Genomic DNA, 15760 nt, shown 5'->3' with positions numbered 1-15760 from the left:
GCAAGGCGCGTGATCAGTTGAATCCATCGCAATCCCGGTTCCGTGACTCCCGGCGCGGCTTCATGCGAATCGCTCGAATGAGGCAGCCAACGACAGCCACGTGTCATGCCGGCCCAATGCGCCGAATGTGCAGGTGCTGTCGGCCACACCCGCTCCCGCCGCGCAGCCACCGTCATGACGCTTACCTCTGGAATTAACGGCGGCGCAGCAGGTTTCTTGAGCGTTTATTGAATTGGCGCGGATTCGCGTGTTTTTGCCGTGCATTCAGCATGCAGCGGCGTCGGTGCGAACCCGCGTGCCCTGGCGTGTTGCGGTGCTTCCCGTCGTGCTTCCTGCGGTTGCGGTGCTTCCGGTACTTACTGCCCGGCGCTTATTTGGTCACCAGATCACACGGCGTTTCCACCACACCGGACAACTGCGACTGCTTTTTGTGCTCGCTGATCGCCTTCAGCGCGGTGTCGATGCCGAACACGGCCTGCTTGGCGGCGTACTGGTCGGCGGTGGCGAGCACGCGGCCGTCCTTGAGCATCGGCTTGATCGCGCCGATGTTGTCGTAGCCGACCACCATCACCTTGCCCTGCTTGCCCGCCGCGCGCACAGCCGAGACTGCGCCGATCGCCATGTTGTCGTTGCCGGCCAGCAGCGCCTTCAGGTTCGGATACTCATTGAGCATGGCCGACGCCACCGCGTTGCCCTTGTCGATTTCCCATTCGCCCGATTGCACCGACACGACCTTGGCGCCGACGGTCTGCATGGCGTCCTTGAAACCCGCGGTGCGCTGCTGCGCGTTGGTGGTGGTCGACACGCCTTCGATAATGCCGACTTCGTCGCCCGCCTTCAGCTTTTTGGCCAGGTAATCGCCGACCTTCTGCGCGCCCTTGCGGTTATCCGGGCCGACGAACGGCACGTTCAGGTCCTTCGACTTGAGCACGTCCGGGTCGAGCCGGTTGTCGATGTTCACGACGATGATGCCTGCGTCGATAGCTTTCTTGACGACCGGCACCAGCGCCTTCGAATCAGCCGGGGCCAGCACGATTGCATCGACCTTCGAGACGATCATCTGCTCGACGATGCGGATCTGGTTCGCGGTATCGGTTTCGTCCTTGATACCGTTGGTGATCAGGTCGAACTGGGAGGCATTGTGTTTCTGATAGTCCTTGGCGCCGGTTTCCATGGTCAGGAAGAACTCGTTCGCGAGCGACTTCATCACCAGCGCGACCTTCGGCTTATGAGCGGCTGTGGTTTGCGCGTAAGCGGAGGAAAACGGCAAAGCGGCGGTGGCAGTGACGAGAACTGCGGCCGCCAGCATGCGGCGGCGAATGCGATGGCTCATGCATATCTCCAGGGTTTGTCGGGCTCGCGGTCGAGCCGTATTTTTAGTTGCGAGCAAACGTTTGCGAGGGCCTATTCTCAGCGTGCCCTGTTCGGATTGTCAACGAATCGCGGCGTTACTGTGCACCGGCACGCAAAAAGTGCGTCGATGCTGCGCGCTCGATGGGGTCGACCCAGCGCGGCGCCTAAGCGTGCCGGCAAGCTGCGTCTTGGCAAAGGTCCCTCGCTTGGTCCGTGCGTGGCGAATTTGCCACCGGCTGCAAACTCAGCAGCCGGCGGGCCGCTTATGCTGGACTTTTATTGCGTACGGTGCAAGCGGGAACAACGCAGGGAGATGGGGCGCGGCTTGTCAAAGCCAGCCAGCCTTGCGGAAGCGCCAGTACAGGATGATGTCCACGGTGAGCATCACAGCCAGACAGACCGGATAGCCAAACCGGTAATGCAGTTCAGGGATACTCTGGAAGTTCATCCCGTAGATGCCGGCGATCATGGTCGGCACCGCGAACAAGGCGGCAAACGAGCCGAGCCGCTTGGTCACCTCGCTCTCGGCAAGCGAGATCATCCCCAGATTGACCTGCACTGCGGTAACGACCATTTCGCGCCGGCCGTCGATGATTTTAACGATCCGTTCGAGATGGTCGTAGACGTCGCGAAAATAGGCTTGCATGCCTTCGCAGATGCTCGGAATGCGCCCGCCCGTCAATTTGCTGATCGCTTCCTGCAACGGCGCGATGTGGTGCTGCAGGATCACAAGGCGGCGTTTCAACGAGTACAGATCTTCGATGATCACGCGCGACGCCGCCGAATTGTTGCGTTCGAAGATGCGGTCTTCGAGTGCTTCGATCTCGGTATTCATCGCCTCGACGATCGGAAAATAGCGATCGACGATGTCGTCCGCCAACGCGTACAGCACGAACGCCGAGCCCTCCTTGAGCAATTGCGGCTCGCGTTCGCAACGGGCGCGAACGTTCTGGAACCCGGCGCGCGTGCCGCGGCGTACCGACAACACATAGTTGTGCCCGACGAACACGTCGACCTCGCCGATCAGCAGTTCGCCCTCTTCGTCCATTTCCACGGTATGCATGACCGCGAAAAGCGACTCGCCGTACTCCTCGATTTTTGGACGCTGATGGCCATTTTGCGCATCCTCGATCGCGAGTTCGTGCAGGCCGAACTCGTGTTTCATCACCGCCAGCTCCTCCGGCCCCGGGTCTTTCAGCGCGACCCAGACAAAGCACTCGGGCCGCGCTACATAGTCGCTGATGCTATCGATATCGATGTCAGCCAGCTTCCGGCCGTCCTGATAGGCGGCGCAATTGATCAGCATGTTGGATTACCTTGAAAACGAAACAGTCCGGCCGGCTTCGCACCGCGCGTAAGCCCGGCGGCGGATCTGCATGAACGAATACACGACAGCCGCCATGTTAAAGGCTGCGCGTGACCGTCATGTATCCAATTGTTAAAGCGCTCCGCTATCGCGCAACCCTGCGCAAAGCGACGCGGTGATCTTCCCCGAAGATGATCGACGCACGGTTCGTATAGCGGGTATCGGCCGTGACTGTAAAGCGCATTTCCACGACCGGGTCGAATTGCGTGGAGACGCCGATGCGGTGCACGCCCGTGCTCAGATAGAAGACCACATGTTCGCCGTTCATCAGATCGGTGACCTGCTCGCCGTCGATATACACCAGGGCATCGCGAAACCGGACGATAACGTCGCGGGAACGTTCGCGCCGCACATCCACCGCAACGAGGCCGGTTCCGGGCTGCGTATAACCGGGCTGGACGATGCGCGCTTGCGGCACCTCCTTGAACGGGACGGGTTCGGCAGGTGTGGCGGCGCAACCGGCGAACAACGCGATGGCAAGCGCAAGCAACGCGGCTTTGCAATGGAAGTGCTGGCGCATCGGCATGCTGGGTCTCCCGTGTTATTGCTGGTATTGCTCTTGTTATAGGCGCATTGCGCCATCCCGGCCGAACGGCCAGACTCCGCGTCCCCTCTTGCACAGGACCGTATTCTTCTTCATGATCGCTGCAAAGCGCTGCGTTGTGGGCGCTGCGCGCTGCGGATTTACCCTCAGATCCTCCGCGTGCCACTTTTGTCTGCCAGCAGGTGCTTCTCTGTGCCGGCTATGCGCCACGCTTCATCGCCGGCCTCGCCGGACATACGATCAAGGAGACTGCAATGTGGTATTTCACCTGGATTCTCGGCATCGGTGTGGCATTGGGCTTCGGCATCATCAATGTGATGTGGCTGGAAGCGAGCGGCAAATTCGCGCGTGACCCGCAGCATGCCGGCACGCCGCCCGAGGACACGTCTGCGTGACGCATCTGGTTTTCTTCTGCGGTCACGCAGGCACCGGCAAAACCACCCTGGCGAAGAAGCTGATCGGCCCGCTCATGCAGGCGAGCGCGTCGCCCTTCTGCCTGCTCGATAAAGATACGCTGTTCGGCGGCTACAGCGCGGCCGCCATGGCCATGCTGACCGGCGATCCGAACGACCGCGACAGCCCGCTTTTCCTGCAGCACCTGCGCGATCCCGAATACCGCGGCCTGCTCGATACGGCGCGCGACAATCTCGAGCTCGGCATCAGCGCGCTGGTGGTCGGGCCCCTATCGCGCGAAGTACGCGAGCGGCGCCTGTTCGATCGCGCCTGGCTGGGTATCGGCGCGCACGTGGCGCTGCGGGTGGTGTGGGTCACCACATCGGAAGAGATGGCGCATCAGCGAATTGTCGATCGCGGCAATCCGAACGACACCTACAAACTCGCGCATTGGGACGAGTACCGGCAGCGCCGCTTCCTGCCGGGCGATGATATTTGCGAAGACCTGTTGATGTTCGACAACACAGCGCCAACGCACGCGGATTACGAAGCGTTGCTCACACGCATCGTAGGCGACCCGTATGCGTCGTCTGCGATGTTGCCGCCGCTGCCTGTGTAGCACGGGCGTTTCAAACGCAAAAACGCAAAACGCCCCGCATGGCGGGGCGTTCATAAGACGGCCTTCTGCGAGGCCTGCTTCATTACTCGCGGCAGCCATTGCCACGTCGTCGCACGGCCCCCGGTTTTGAGCCTCAACGCGACAGCCGCGGCCTACACCGTCGCCATCGCATCCAGTGACTGCCCTTCATACAACTGGCCAAAGCGGTTCGCGAGGAAATCGCGCAGCGATACTTGCTCCTGACGCACGAAGCCGCTTTGCGGCAGTTTCTGCTCGCGGAACAGATCGAGCACCGCGCACATCGCGCCGGCCGTGGTGATCTGGATCGCACTCATCGCCACGCCACACACCGTCTTCGCGAATATCTTGCGGGTGAAGACTTCCTGCACCAGTTGGCCGTCGCGCATGCCGCTCACGGTGATGAACACCAGCACGACATCTTGCGCAGTCGCGGGCACCGAGCGGCGCATGATGGTCTTGAGCGTATCGCGGTCGCTCGAAAGACGCAGGTCTTCCAGCAGGAATTGCATCAGGTTACGGTGGCCCGGATAGCGCACCGACTTGTAGTCGAGCGATTCGACACGGCCCGACAGGGTTTCACATAGCGTACCCAGCCCGCCGGAAGTATTGAACGCCTCGTACTCGGTACCGTCGAGCGAGAAATGCTCCAGGCCTTCGAGCGGCTGCACCCATTGCGTGCGGCTGTCGCGGATCGCTTCGCACGGTTGACAGTACTCGTTGATCAGACCGTCGACACTCCACGTCAGGTTGTACTTCAGCGCATTGGTCGGGAACTCCGGCAGCGCGCCGACGCGCATCTTGACGTCGCGGATTTCAGTGAAACGGTTTGCCAGTTCGTGCGCGGCGATGCCGATGAAGCCCGGCGCGAGACCGCACTGCGGCATGAAGGCGTGATCGGCGTCGTCGGCGATCGCGCGGATCGCGCTGGTGGCGCGCACGTCCTCGGTCAGATCGAAATAATGGACGCCCGCGCCCTTGGCCGCCGCGGCCACGTTCACCGCGAGGTAATACGGCAGCGCGTTGACGAGCGCGTCGAAGCCCTGAATGGCGGCGCGCAGCGCGGCGGCGTCGGCGGAATCGACACGGCGGGTCGGGATGCCCTGGGCGGCGAGATTATCGAGCGCGTGCTGATCGCGGTCAAACGCGACGACGTCGTAGTCGCCGGTTTCACGCAGCATGTGGGCGATGGTGTGACCGATCAAACCTGCGCCAACAATGGCTACTTTCATGCGCTTCTCCTTGTTCTGTGTGCTGTCTCCAGCTTGGAAAGTGCGCGGCGCTTAGGCGCTGCGCCCGGCGGGCTGAACCCTTGAGACACAGTTTAGGGAGAAGCAAAAACAGTTCATACACGCAAAATGCTGCGCTATGACCATAAACTTCGACATTATGACGACCTGATTAGTCGATAAGTCGAAAATATATAAAAATAGCGTAAAAACTGGGCAGCGGAATTACGTCATGCCGCGGTCGACCTTGCGCGCAAGAATGATCGATGTCGTGGTCCGCTCCACCCCTTCCAGCCCACCGATCTCATCGAGCAGATCGTTGAGGCGGTCGGGCGAATCGGCACGCAACCATGCGACATAGTCGAAATCACCACTCACCGCGCATAGCAACTGCACCTCGGGCATCTTGCCGAGACGCTTCTGCACGGCCGGCCCGTACTTCGGCGCGATGATGATGCCGACGTACGCCTGGATGCTCGAGTCGAGCACGTCCTGACCGAGCCGTACGCTATAGCCGCCGATCACGTTGCTGCGCTCGAGCCGCGCAATCCGGGCGATCACCGTAGTGCGCGCCACGCCCAGTTGGCGCGCGAGATTGGCGACGCTCTCACGAGCGTTGGCTTGCAGCAGCGCAACGAGGTTGCGGTCGAGATCGTCGAGTTGGTCGAGGCGCGGAGGTCTCATCAAGGGCGAAAGAAGTTGGTCAGCAATGGGCGGATTATCGCGCGTCTTTGGCATCGGGCGGCAGGCAGCAGGCGGGAACGCCGAAAGATCACACCCCGAACCGCCCGATGACGAAATCGATGAAACTGGTGAGCTTGGGCGTGGCACGGCGATCGCGCGGATAGACCAGATGGACCGGCGCGCCCTCGGGAAGATAGTCTTCCAGCACCGACACCAGTTCGCCGCTCGCGATCTCTCTCGCAAGCAGCGCCTCCGGCTGCAAGACCAGCCCGAAGCCGCTCAAGGCGGCAACCTTGAGCGCCTGGCCGTTGTTCGCCCGGAACCGTCCGGCGCGCAGCTGGTTTTCGTTCGCGTTCTCGCCGCCTAGCCGCCACAACCCTTCGCGGCCCCAGTGCAGAAAACCCAGACATTCGTGCTGCATGAGATCGGCCGGCGTGCGCGGCGTGCCGGCCCGTTCCAGATAGGCAGGCGACGCACACGCGCGCATCCGGTAAGGCTTCAACGGCCGCGCGACGAAACTGGAATCCGGCAAATGGCCGATTCGCACCGACGCGTCGAAGCCCTCTTCCACCAGGTCGATCATGCGATTCGACAGATCCAGTTCGAGGCTCACGTCTGGCCACGCGCTCAGGTAGTCGGTCATCGCCGGGGCAAAAACTTCGACACCGTACGTCAACGGCACCGTCACCTTCAGCACGCCACGCGGCGCAGTTGCCATTGCTTCGGCGAGCGACTCCGCCTCCTTGACGTCTGTCAGAATGCGCCGGCACTGCTCGTAATATTGCCGGCCGATTTCAGTCAGACTCTGACGGCGCGTGCTGCGCGTCAGAAGCCGCGTCGCAAGCGAGCGGATGTGCTTGCCCACCATCGCCGACGAAATGTCAAAACGCTCGGCAGCCGCTGTGAGACTGCCCGCCTCAACCACGGCAACGAAGATTTCCATGCTGACGAATTTGTCCATCCGCTATTTCCTGTTCGTTTCGGTTGTAAGCGTTTGTCGCACTGCAGCCGCATTGTAGGGATATCGTGATACAAATAGCGGCGACGGCGAAGTGGGCAGCCGGCCGCCTTGCGTCGCCATGGCGCCGCGCATTGGGCCGCTCGCCATGCTCGCCTTGTCATAATTCGAACAGACATCAGGAGTTTCGATGAAAAAAGCACTCGTAATGCTGGCCACAGCAGTCGCCATGAGCGGCGCATTCGCACAAACTTCCGCACCGGCTTCGGCACCGGTTGCCGCCGCAGCTTCGGCGCCTGCCGCAAAAGCTGGCCACGAGCGCAACGTCGAAGACCGCATTACCTACCTGCACAAACAGCTGAAGATCACTTCGGCGCAGGAATCGCAATGGAGCGCGTTCGCCGACGTCATGCGCAACAATGGCGAGACGATGGGGCAGTTGTTCCAGCAGCGCAAGGCTGATACGAACCTGTCGGCGCTCGACGACATGAAGCAATACGCGACGATCGCGCAAGCGCATGCGGACGGCATGAAGAAACTGGTCGATGCGTTCGATCCGCTGTATAGCAGCTTCTCGCCGGAGCAGAAGAAGCTGGCCGACGTGACGTTCCATCAGGGCGGCCCTGAAGGCGGCCATCGCCACCATGGCAAGGGCAGCAGCAAGAAGGCGCCGGCCGCAGCCGCCGAGTAAGTGATGCAGTTGTGAAGCCTTAAGAGCTTAATTGCGCGATTGATTGCGTAGCTGATTGCACGCGGCGCGGGTTCCCGTGCTGCGCGCCCGGTTCTTGTGCCGCCGCCAGTGGCAAAAGAAGCCGATCTTCACATGCGTCTGGCATGATGCGAGTACGTCGGGACGTAACGTTCTGGCGCGGTTGTCAATATCTCCACACCGACTCGCTTCATGACCGAACTCAAAAATCTCGACCTGAGTAAAGATGCAAACGCCCGGCGCGTCGTCAAAAACGAAACCGTGAGCGTTGAATTCGCCGCCGCCGAAGGCGAACTGATGAGCCTGGAAGGCCCGAACCGCTATGCCAGCGGGGACGCGCTGATCACCGGATCGACCGGCGACCGCTGGGTCGTCTCACGTGCACGGTTCGACGCCAAATACCTCCCGGAAGACACCGCTCTCGCTCACGGCGAACCCGGTGCATACCGCAACCGTCCGGCCGTCGTGCTAGCCAAACAGATGAATGAAGCGTTTTCACTCGCCCGCTCAGCGAGTGGTGGCGACGTGCTGCACGGCGCGGCCGGCGACTGGATCATGCAGTACGCCCCCGGCGACTACGGCGTGGTGCAGGCCGCACGCTTCGCGAAGGTCTATCGGCTCGCCGATTGATTCGCAGCCGGTGGCTGACGGCCTGTGACTGACGGCCTGTGACTCATGGCCGATGAGTGGTGGCCGCCCCGGCGGGTGAGCCCTGCCCCATTCGGGCCCGCCTTCCAGCCAATGGCCTGAAGGTCTTGAATCAACCGTTTCAGGCAAACTCGTCGCCGAGATCCACCGTCACATCGCGCGCCACCGCCTCGCCGTTCGCATACTGCTCTTCGAGCGAGCCGATGCTTGCTTCGACATACGCCCGCAGCACCGCGAAACTCCGGCCACGCAAGCGCGCCGGCAACGCGCGATAACGCGCCAATGCCGTCGGCGCAATCACCACGGTCATCACGATACGGCGCGCGGCCGCACCGAAACGCATTGCAACCCAACGAATCGCCAGCGTCGGCGTGCCATCTTCGCCCGCCTGCTGGATGAACTGCGTCTGCTCGGGAAACAGATCGCTGATGACGCGCGCCAATTCCTCGAACTCGGGATTCGCGCAGTCGTATTGGTAAGCTTCTTCCATGAGGTGCGCCGAAAGGATGAGCCTGAACGGTGTACCGAAAGGGTACGCCGAAAGTTAGTGAATCACGGATGGTCTGTGTAACAAGCGGCTCACAACAGGCTTACGCGGCAACCGCCGGGCGACGGAACACTCTGAACAGCCAGCCCGCGACAATCAGCGCCCCCAGCGCATACATACCGTCCACTGCGGCGAGCGGCATGAGCTGCGCCTGAAACAACGCAGCCGGCACGTCGACCAGCGCGTGCAGCGCAATCGCGAGCGGCAGGATGCCCCGCCAGCCCGCCCGCACGCCGCGCCACATCAACACCGACAAGCCGATCTGGAACACCAGCGCGGCCACCCGTTCGAGCGCGAAAATGCCGGCCGTCTGCGGCGTCAGGCTGGCAAGAATCAGGTGGATGCGCATCACCGAGTCGGTCGGCAGATTGCTCAGGTAGCCATCCAGCTCGCCGCGATTTTCGAAGACGGCAAACAGGATCCATTGAATCTGCACCAGCACGCCGACGAGCCAGGCTTCAGCGCCGCCGTGGCCAAGGCCATAAGTCAGTGCTGTGCCGTCGCCCTGGCCCGCCACGGCAGACGCGGACTTCGCTGCCGCGCGCCTGAGCAACAGGCGCATCCCGATGAAACGCCCCACTTCCTCGCAGATACCCGCGACCAGCGCGCCGTACACGACGAAGGCCAGCGGCTTGGACAGGAAGGTGGCCGTCGCTTCGTTCCGATGCAGCACGTAGTCGTTCAGCGCGCGCTCGATCACCATGGCGAACAGCGCGAATATGGCGATGCCGATGATCGCGTCGCGGGGATTCAGCGCGAGCGGCCGGCGCAGACGACGGTAGATCAGGAACGGTAAGGCGGCGACGAACAGGGTCGCGACGGCGAGGCTCGAGAGAGTAATCGGTGCAACAACCATGAGTTTCCTTGCGATAACCGGCGCGCACCCGCTGCGCGCCGCAGCCCGAATGATCGCAGATCAGCGCGAAGTTGACGCGCGGACGATCAATTCGCCCGGCAAGAGGCAGTCGCGTGCTGTGGTTTGAATCCCTTCGATGCGCTCATGGAGGAACTCGACCGCGCGGTAGCCGATCTCGTAGGTCGGCTGACGGATCGTGGTGACACCGGTCAATTCGGCCCATTCGGGATCGTCGATCGACAGCAGCGCGACGCGCGCCTGCCAATCCGCGCCGTAGCGCGCTTTCAGATGCAAGGCGAGGCACAGCGCGACGGGCGCGTTCGCCGCGAACAAGGCGATGCGCGTGGTTTTGCCAGTGGCACTAGCCGAGGCATTGCGCGCGGCGTCGGCTGCGGCATTGCCTGTGGTGTCATCTGCGGCATTGCTTGTAGCGCCATCCAGGGTGTTGCGCGCGGCGCTACCTGTCGCCCTGGCCATGGCCCTGGCGCCGCCAGGATCGCCGACTGCATCGATTGCGCGGTCCAGTTCGGCGAGGGCGCGCTCAACCGCCGCAGGCTCCGCAAGATTCAGCACCAGCGTGTGCCCACGCGCGCCGCCCTTGCTGCCTTCACCCTTTCCGCCGTTTGTACCGCCTTCGCCTTTCCCGCTAATCCTGCCTTCGTGGCCCTCGCCGCTCATCACCTCGCGAAACGCCGCCTCACGCAGTTGCCGCGAACTGACCTGCTCGAAGGGCTGCACGACAAACCAGATATCGTCGAAGCCATTTTCGAGCAGATGCCGCGTGCCGAGCTCAGCGGCCGCCCGGTTGTCCAGCCCGACCATATCGGCGACGAGCCCATCCACCGAACGGTCGACCAGCACCGCCGGAATCCCCCCGCCGCCTACCGGCCGCAATGTTTCCTCGCGCACGCCGAGCGCGTTCACGATCACGCCTTCCACGCGATACGTGGTCAGCAGTTGCAGATAGCGCCGCTCCATTTCGACTTCGTTGGCCGCGTGGCAGATCAGCGGCATCAGCCCGAGCGCGTGGCAAGCGGCCTCCACGCCCTGCAGCACTTCGACGGTGTACGGGTTCGTCAAGTCGGCGAGCAGCATGCCGATCAGGCGATTGCGGCCACGCTTGAGGCCGCGCGCCATCTGGTTCGGCTGATAGTCGAGCCGCTCGATGGCAGCCTCGATGCGCGCGCGCAATTCCGGCGACAGCACGCTCATCTCGCCATTCAGGTAGCGCGAGATGCTGGTCTTGCCGGTGCCGGCTTCGCGCGCGACGTCGGTGATCGTCGCGCGCCGGGCCGCGGCAAGCGGCGGCGTGCTCATTTCTTCAACACTTCGCGGTTGACGATGTTCGTCGCGAGCGTACCCTCGAGCGCGGCGACGAGATTTTCCGCCGCATTGCGCGCCATCGCATGACGGGTCTCGTGCGTCGCCGAACCGATATGCGGCAGCGCGACCACGTTGGCCATTTTCAGCAGCGGCGAATCGGCCGGCAGCGGTTCGGTCTCGAACACGTCGAGACCCGCGCCGTGAATCGTGCCGTTTTGCAGTGCGTCGATCAGCGCCTGTTCGTCAACCGTGGCGCCGCGCGACGCGTTGATCAGGATCGCGCTCTTCTTCATCGACCTGAACTCTGCCGCGCCGATCATGTGCTTCGTTTCAGGCGTAAGCGGCACCTGCAGACAGACGAAGTCAGCAGTGGCCAGCAGCTCCGCCAACTCGACGCGGCGCGCGCCGTACGCCTGTTCCGCCTGCGCGTTTGCGCTGCGATTCGTGTACAGCACCTTCATGTTGAAGCCGAGCGCCGCGCGCCGCGCGACCGCACCGCCGATCCGTCCCAGCCCGACAATGCCGAGTGTCTTGCCTTGCACGTCGACGCCGAAATGCGCCGGCCCGATGCTGTGCTTCCACTGGCCGGCCTTCACCCATTCCGCCAGTTCGACCACCCGCCGCGCCGACGCGAGAATCAGCGAAAACACCGTATCCGCCGTGGACTCGGTCAGCACGTCCGGCGTGTGCGCGAGCACAATGCCGCGGCGCGTGAGGTCGGCAACATCGAATTGGTCGAAACCCACCGAGATGGTCGACAAAGCCTTCAGCCGGCTCGCGCCCTCGAGCATCGCCGGTGTGATTTTTACGCTCGAACCGATGCCGCCGTCCGCATCCTTCAATGCGGCGACGAACGTGTCGTGCTGTGCGGGGTCGACCTGCACGACTTCCGCATGCTGTTGCAGATACGCGAGCACATCCTCAGGCAGCGACTTCCAGGCGACGATCTTCTTCATCAGCTTATTTTCCTTGCAACGGTGTAGCGAGCGTGGCGGCCTGGGTCTGCGCTTGCTGCTGTGGTTTGACGATCAGCGTCAGAATCACGGCAGCGACCAATGCCACGCTCATGAAAGCATACGATGCCGCAGGCGAGCCGGTCGCGCCGTTCAGATAGCCGACCACGTACGAGCCGACGAACGAACCGAGCGCACCCATGCTGTTGATCAGCGCCATCGCGCCGCCCGCGACGTTCTTCGGCAGCAGTTCCGGCACGATCGCGAAGAACGGGCCATACGGCGCATACATCGCGCCGCCGGCAATCACCAGCAACGCGTACGAAATCCAGAAGTGCGTGGAGCCGAGCGCGTACGACGCGGCGAATGCAACCGCGCCGACCAGCAGGAACGGCCACACGAACACTTTGCGGCGGTTGAGTTTATCCGATGCCCACGAAGCCGCAAGCATCGCAATGGTGGCGGCCAGATAGGGCAGCGCCGAAAGCCAGCCGGTTTCGACCATGCCGAGCGTGGAACCGTTCTTCAGGATCGAAGGCAGCCACAGCACGAAACCATACACGCCGATGCTCCAGCAAAAGTACTGCGCGCACAACTTGATCACGGCGGGCGTGCGGAATGCTTCGCTGTAATTACGCATCGGCTTGATCGCGGCCTGTTCGGCGCGCAAGGTTTCGGCGAGCTCGTCCTTTTGCTGCTGCGTGAGCCACGACACCTGCTGCGGCTTGTCCTGCACGATGAACCACCAGCACACCGCCCAGATGATCGCGGGCGCGCCTTCGGCGATGAACATGTGACGCCAGCCGAACGAATGCACCAGATAGCCCGACACCACCGACATCCACAGCACCGTCACCGGATTGCCGAGAATCAGGAAGGTGTTGGCGCGTGAGCGCTCGCTCTTCGTGAACCAGTTGCTGATGAAGATCAGCATCGCCGGCATGACCGCGGCTTCGACTACGCCGAGCAGGAAGCGGATCACCATCAGCGAGGGAATATTGCTGACCATGCCGGTCAGCGCCGCGCAACCGCCCCACAGGACCAGGCTCCAGAACACGAGCTTCTTCACGCTGCGGCGTTCCGCGTAAATCGCGCCGGGAATCTGGAAGAAGAAATAGCCAAGGAAGAACAATGCGCCGATCAGCGACGACAGCCCTTTGCTGATGCCGAGATCCTGGTTGATGCCGGCGGCCGATGCGAAACCGAAGTTCGCGCGGTCGAGATAAGCGAGGCTGTACGTGATGAATACGATCGGCATGATCGTCCACCAACGGCGAATCGCGAGCGATGAAGTCATGAGAGTCTCCTTTGTCGACCAGAGTTAGCGCTTTAGCGCTTACTCTGGTCCCATGCAAAGCGGTCGACCAGAGTTGGCGCTTTAGCGCTTACTCTGGCCTCATGCAAAGCGGTCGACCAGAGCTGGTGCTTTAGCACTTACTCCGGTCTCATGCAAGATAGTTGCTAACGGCTTCCCGAAAACAATGATGGGCTGTCATGGGGCGCTGTTCGAGCGCTCTTGCTGTTATCGAGCTAGCTGATGCTGAACGGCGGAATGCCTGAATACGCTGGGCGCCGCTCACGCGCACTCAGGCCACGCTTGCAACGCGCAGCACATCGGTGCGTTCCAGCGCGTCGAGTTCGGCGCGGCTCGGCAAACCTTCCGAATCGCCGATCACCTGGATCGCCAGTGCGCCGATGCGATTGCCGCGCGCGACCGCTTGCGCGAACGGCTTGCCTTCGAGCAGCGCGCTGACCACGCCCACGGCGAAGCCATCGCCCGCGCCGACCGTGTCGACCACCTTCGCGACCGGCTGACCCGCGATCACGGCGGCATCGTCGGCGGTGCGGAAGTACGCACCTTGCGCGCCGAGCTTGATGATCACGCCGCACGCACCCTGGTCGAGATAAAACTTTGCAATGTCGTCCGGCTGCGTGTAACCAGTCAGGAGTTCGCCTTCGCCGATGCCGGGCAGCACCCAGTCGGCCAATGCGGCGAGCGCATTCAAGCCTTCGACCATCGCGGCGCGCGACGGCCACAGCGTCGGGCGCAGATTCGGATCGAACGAGATGGTCTTGCCGGCGGCACGCATTTCACGCGCCAGATGGAATGCGAGTTCGCGCGAGCTCGCGGAGATTGCCGGCGCCACACCCGTCAGATGGAGATGGCGCGCGGACAGCACATAGTCGGCCGCGTAGTCGGCCAACGAGAGGTAGCTCGCCGCCGACCCTTTGCGGAAGTACTCGATGGCTGGATCGCTGCCGTCATCGTTCTTCGACTTCAGCTGGAAACCGGTCGGGTAGCGTTCGTCGGTGGTGACGCAGCGCTGGTCGATGCCTTCTTTCGTCAGCGTGTCGCGCACGTACTGGCCGAACGAATCGTTGCCAACCCGGCTCATCCAGCCCACCTTGAAACCCAATCGCGAGAGGCCGATCGCCACATTCAGATCGGCGCCCGCGACGCGCCTGGTGAATTGCCCGACGCCGGCGAGCGCGCCGGGTTCGGCGGCCACGAACATGGCCATCGCTTCGCCGTAGGTGATGATGTCGAGTGCTGCGGTTGGGTTGCTCATCCTTCGCTCCTGCATGTTTCTGCGTGTTCCCGTTTGCTGCCTGTTCTTGCCTGTTCTTGCCTGTGCTGCCTTGCCTGCGCTTCCACCGATCTGCGTGTACTTCTGCACACGAGTTTCCGGCTGCGCGTTTCTTTGACTACTGCTCTCTCAGGTCCTGCACGCCGCTTACGCGGCGGCCAGCCATGCGACGTAGTGCGCCGCGTCCTCATCGATACGGTTTGCATCGAACGGAAATTCAATGCCGCGCGGCACGTGGCGCGGCAGCTTGTCGAGCACCGCGGCGAACTTCGTGTCGCCAGCGGCCGGCGCTGCGGGAAAGCGTCGTGCGCCCTCGCCCACCGTCGTCTTGCAATGGATGTATTCGACGTGGGCAGCCAGTAGCCCGGCGGCATCGAGCGGCGCGACATTGCGCCATGCCCAGTTGCCGATGTCGAAAGTCATGCCGAGCACGCCGGCGCGGCCTTCGCGCGCCAACGCGTCGAACAGGCCGACGAATTGCGCGAGCGAGCCGCCCTCGGCCAGTTGGCCGTTTTCGACGACAAGCCGCGGGTTCGCACTGCACAGGTGGTTAGCAATCGCCGCGCCATTGGCCTCGGCGGCGAACCCGCCGAGTTGCAGCTTCACGAATCGCGCGCCGAGCGCCGTCGCTTCGTCGAGCGCGAGACGCAGTGCGTCGGCGTCGAGGTGTCCGTCGGACGTGTAGAGCGATGCAGGGGTCGAATACACCGACCACAAGCCCAGTTCGGCGATCGACTTGCCGAGCGCGCTCAATGCCTGCGGTGCCGCCTCGGTTTCGTTGGCGAACAGCTCGCGGCGCACTTCGAACGCTGCCGCGCCAGCCTGCCTGCTCGCGTCGGCCCACTTCAAATGACCGCCTGTGCGAACCGCGTCCATCCCGAATGCGCTTGCGACGATCACTACATCAACTGCGTCAGCCATGTCGAATTTACTCAAACCTGTCTCTTGATCGGCAACTGGAACCGGTTCCAA

16 protein-coding genes and 1 pseudogene are annotated in these 15760 nt (G+C 62.7%); 4 read left to right on the top strand and 13 right to left on the bottom strand.

What is annotated here, in order from left to right:
- Positions 1–370: 370 nt before the first annotated feature.
- The 3 genes from PQR40_RS27755 to PQR40_RS27745 form a co-directional block, all read right to left on the bottom strand.
- The gene (locus PQR40_RS27755; protein WP_408510273.1) at positions 371–1333 is read right to left on the bottom strand and encodes a sugar ABC transporter substrate-binding protein; all 963 of its coding nucleotides are present in this window, start codon (positions 1331–1333) and stop codon (positions 371–373) included.
- Positions 1334–1681: 348 nt separating this feature from the next.
- Positions 1682–2659, bottom strand: coding sequence for a magnesium/cobalt transporter CorA (gene corA / locus PQR40_RS27750; RefSeq protein WP_408223321.1), 978 nt, complete (start codon positions 2657–2659; stop codon positions 1682–1684).
- A 145-nt stretch (positions 2660–2804) separates the two neighbouring features.
- Positions 2805–3245, bottom strand: a complete 441-nt coding sequence (locus tag PQR40_RS27745) for a hypothetical protein (protein WP_408510272.1) — start codon at positions 3243–3245, stop codon at positions 2805–2807.
- Between the two features lie 272 nt (positions 3246–3517).
- On the opposite strand from PQR40_RS27745, the gene cydX reads away from it, so the two are divergent.
- Together cydX and PQR40_RS27735 are read left to right on the top strand one after the other, a co-directional pair.
- Positions 3518–3658 (top strand): cytochrome bd-I oxidase subunit CydX, encoded by a 141-nt coding sequence (cydX, locus tag PQR40_RS27740; protein ID WP_408510271.1) that lies wholly within the window; start codon positions 3518–3520, stop codon positions 3656–3658.
- Positions 3655–4275 carry a P-loop nucleotide/nucleoside kinase family protein gene (locus PQR40_RS27735; protein ID WP_408223327.1) on the top strand — a complete coding sequence of 207 codons (621 nt, stop codon included), beginning with the start codon at positions 3655–3657 and terminating at the stop codon, positions 4273–4275. Before cydX ends, PQR40_RS27735 begins: the two co-directional genes overlap by 4 nt.
- A gap of 152 nt (positions 4276–4427) precedes the next feature.
- Here PQR40_RS27735 and PQR40_RS27730 read toward each other — a convergent pair.
- The 3 genes and pseudogenes from PQR40_RS27730 to PQR40_RS27720 form a co-directional block, all read right to left on the bottom strand.
- Positions 4428–5546, bottom strand: a pseudogene (locus PQR40_RS27730) (saccharopine dehydrogenase family protein); the annotation flags it as partial.
- A 201-nt stretch (positions 5547–5747) separates the two neighbouring features.
- Complete coding sequence (locus PQR40_RS27725) at positions 5748–6206, bottom strand: Lrp/AsnC family transcriptional regulator (RefSeq protein WP_408223331.1); 459 nt, start codon at positions 6204–6206, stop codon at positions 5748–5750.
- Positions 6207–6294: 88 nt separating this feature from the next.
- Positions 6295–7167, bottom strand: coding sequence for a LysR family transcriptional regulator (locus PQR40_RS27720; protein ID WP_408510270.1), 873 nt, complete (start codon positions 7165–7167; stop codon positions 6295–6297).
- A gap of 187 nt (positions 7168–7354) precedes the next feature.
- On the opposite strand from PQR40_RS27720, the gene PQR40_RS27715 reads away from it, so the two are divergent.
- Together PQR40_RS27715 and PQR40_RS27710 are read left to right on the top strand one after the other, a co-directional pair.
- Positions 7355–7855 (top strand): Spy/CpxP family protein refolding chaperone, encoded by a 501-nt coding sequence (locus PQR40_RS27715; protein WP_408223335.1) that lies wholly within the window; start codon positions 7355–7357, stop codon positions 7853–7855.
- A 210-nt stretch (positions 7856–8065) separates the two neighbouring features.
- On the top strand, positions 8066–8503 hold the full coding sequence (locus PQR40_RS27710; protein WP_408510269.1) for a PGDYG domain-containing protein: 438 nt from the start codon (positions 8066–8068) through the stop codon (positions 8501–8503).
- Positions 8504–8642: 139 nt separating this feature from the next.
- On the opposite strand, the gene PQR40_RS27705 is transcribed toward PQR40_RS27710, so the two are convergent.
- The 7 genes from PQR40_RS27705 to PQR40_RS27675 all read right to left on the bottom strand — a co-directional run bounded on the left by PQR40_RS27705 (position 8643) and on the right by PQR40_RS27675 (position 15709).
- Positions 8643–9011: a DUF3022 domain-containing protein gene (locus PQR40_RS27705; protein WP_408223339.1), complete on the bottom strand. Its 369-nt coding sequence runs from the start codon at positions 9009–9011 to the stop codon at positions 8643–8645.
- A 100-nt stretch (positions 9012–9111) separates the two neighbouring features.
- Positions 9112–9924, bottom strand: a complete 813-nt coding sequence (locus tag PQR40_RS27700; protein ID WP_408223341.1) for a YhfC family intramembrane metalloprotease — start codon at positions 9922–9924, stop codon at positions 9112–9114.
- Positions 9925–9984: 60 nt separating this feature from the next.
- Positions 9985–11241, bottom strand: coding sequence for a LacI family DNA-binding transcriptional regulator (locus PQR40_RS27695; protein WP_408510268.1), 1257 nt, complete (start codon positions 11239–11241; stop codon positions 9985–9987).
- A complete protein-coding gene (locus tag PQR40_RS27690) occupies positions 11238–12203 on the bottom strand; it encodes a 2-hydroxyacid dehydrogenase (RefSeq protein ID WP_408510267.1) in 966 nt (321 codons plus the stop codon). Before PQR40_RS27690 ends, PQR40_RS27695 begins: the two co-directional genes overlap by 4 nt.
- 4 nt (positions 12204–12207) lie before the next feature.
- A complete protein-coding gene (locus tag PQR40_RS27685; protein ID WP_408510266.1) occupies positions 12208–13497 on the bottom strand; it encodes an MFS transporter in 1290 nt (429 codons plus the stop codon).
- 289 nt (positions 13498–13786) lie between these two features.
- Entirely contained in the window at positions 13787–14770 is a 984-nt protein-coding gene (locus PQR40_RS27680; protein ID WP_408510265.1) for a sugar kinase, read from the bottom strand.
- A 165-nt stretch (positions 14771–14935) separates the two neighbouring features.
- Positions 14936–15709, bottom strand: a complete 774-nt coding sequence (locus PQR40_RS27675) for an IolE/MocC family protein (protein WP_408510285.1) — start codon at positions 15707–15709, stop codon at positions 14936–14938.
- Positions 15710–15760: the final 51 nt, after the last annotated feature.

The organism is Paraburkholderia sediminicola (genome assembly GCF_046026855.1).
In the GTDB taxonomy this organism is placed as follows: domain Bacteria; phylum Pseudomonadota; class Gammaproteobacteria; order Burkholderiales; family Burkholderiaceae; genus Paraburkholderia; species Paraburkholderia sediminicola_A.
Note: the sequence above shows the minus strand (reverse complement) of the source record. Positions and strands in the feature narration are given on the sequence as shown.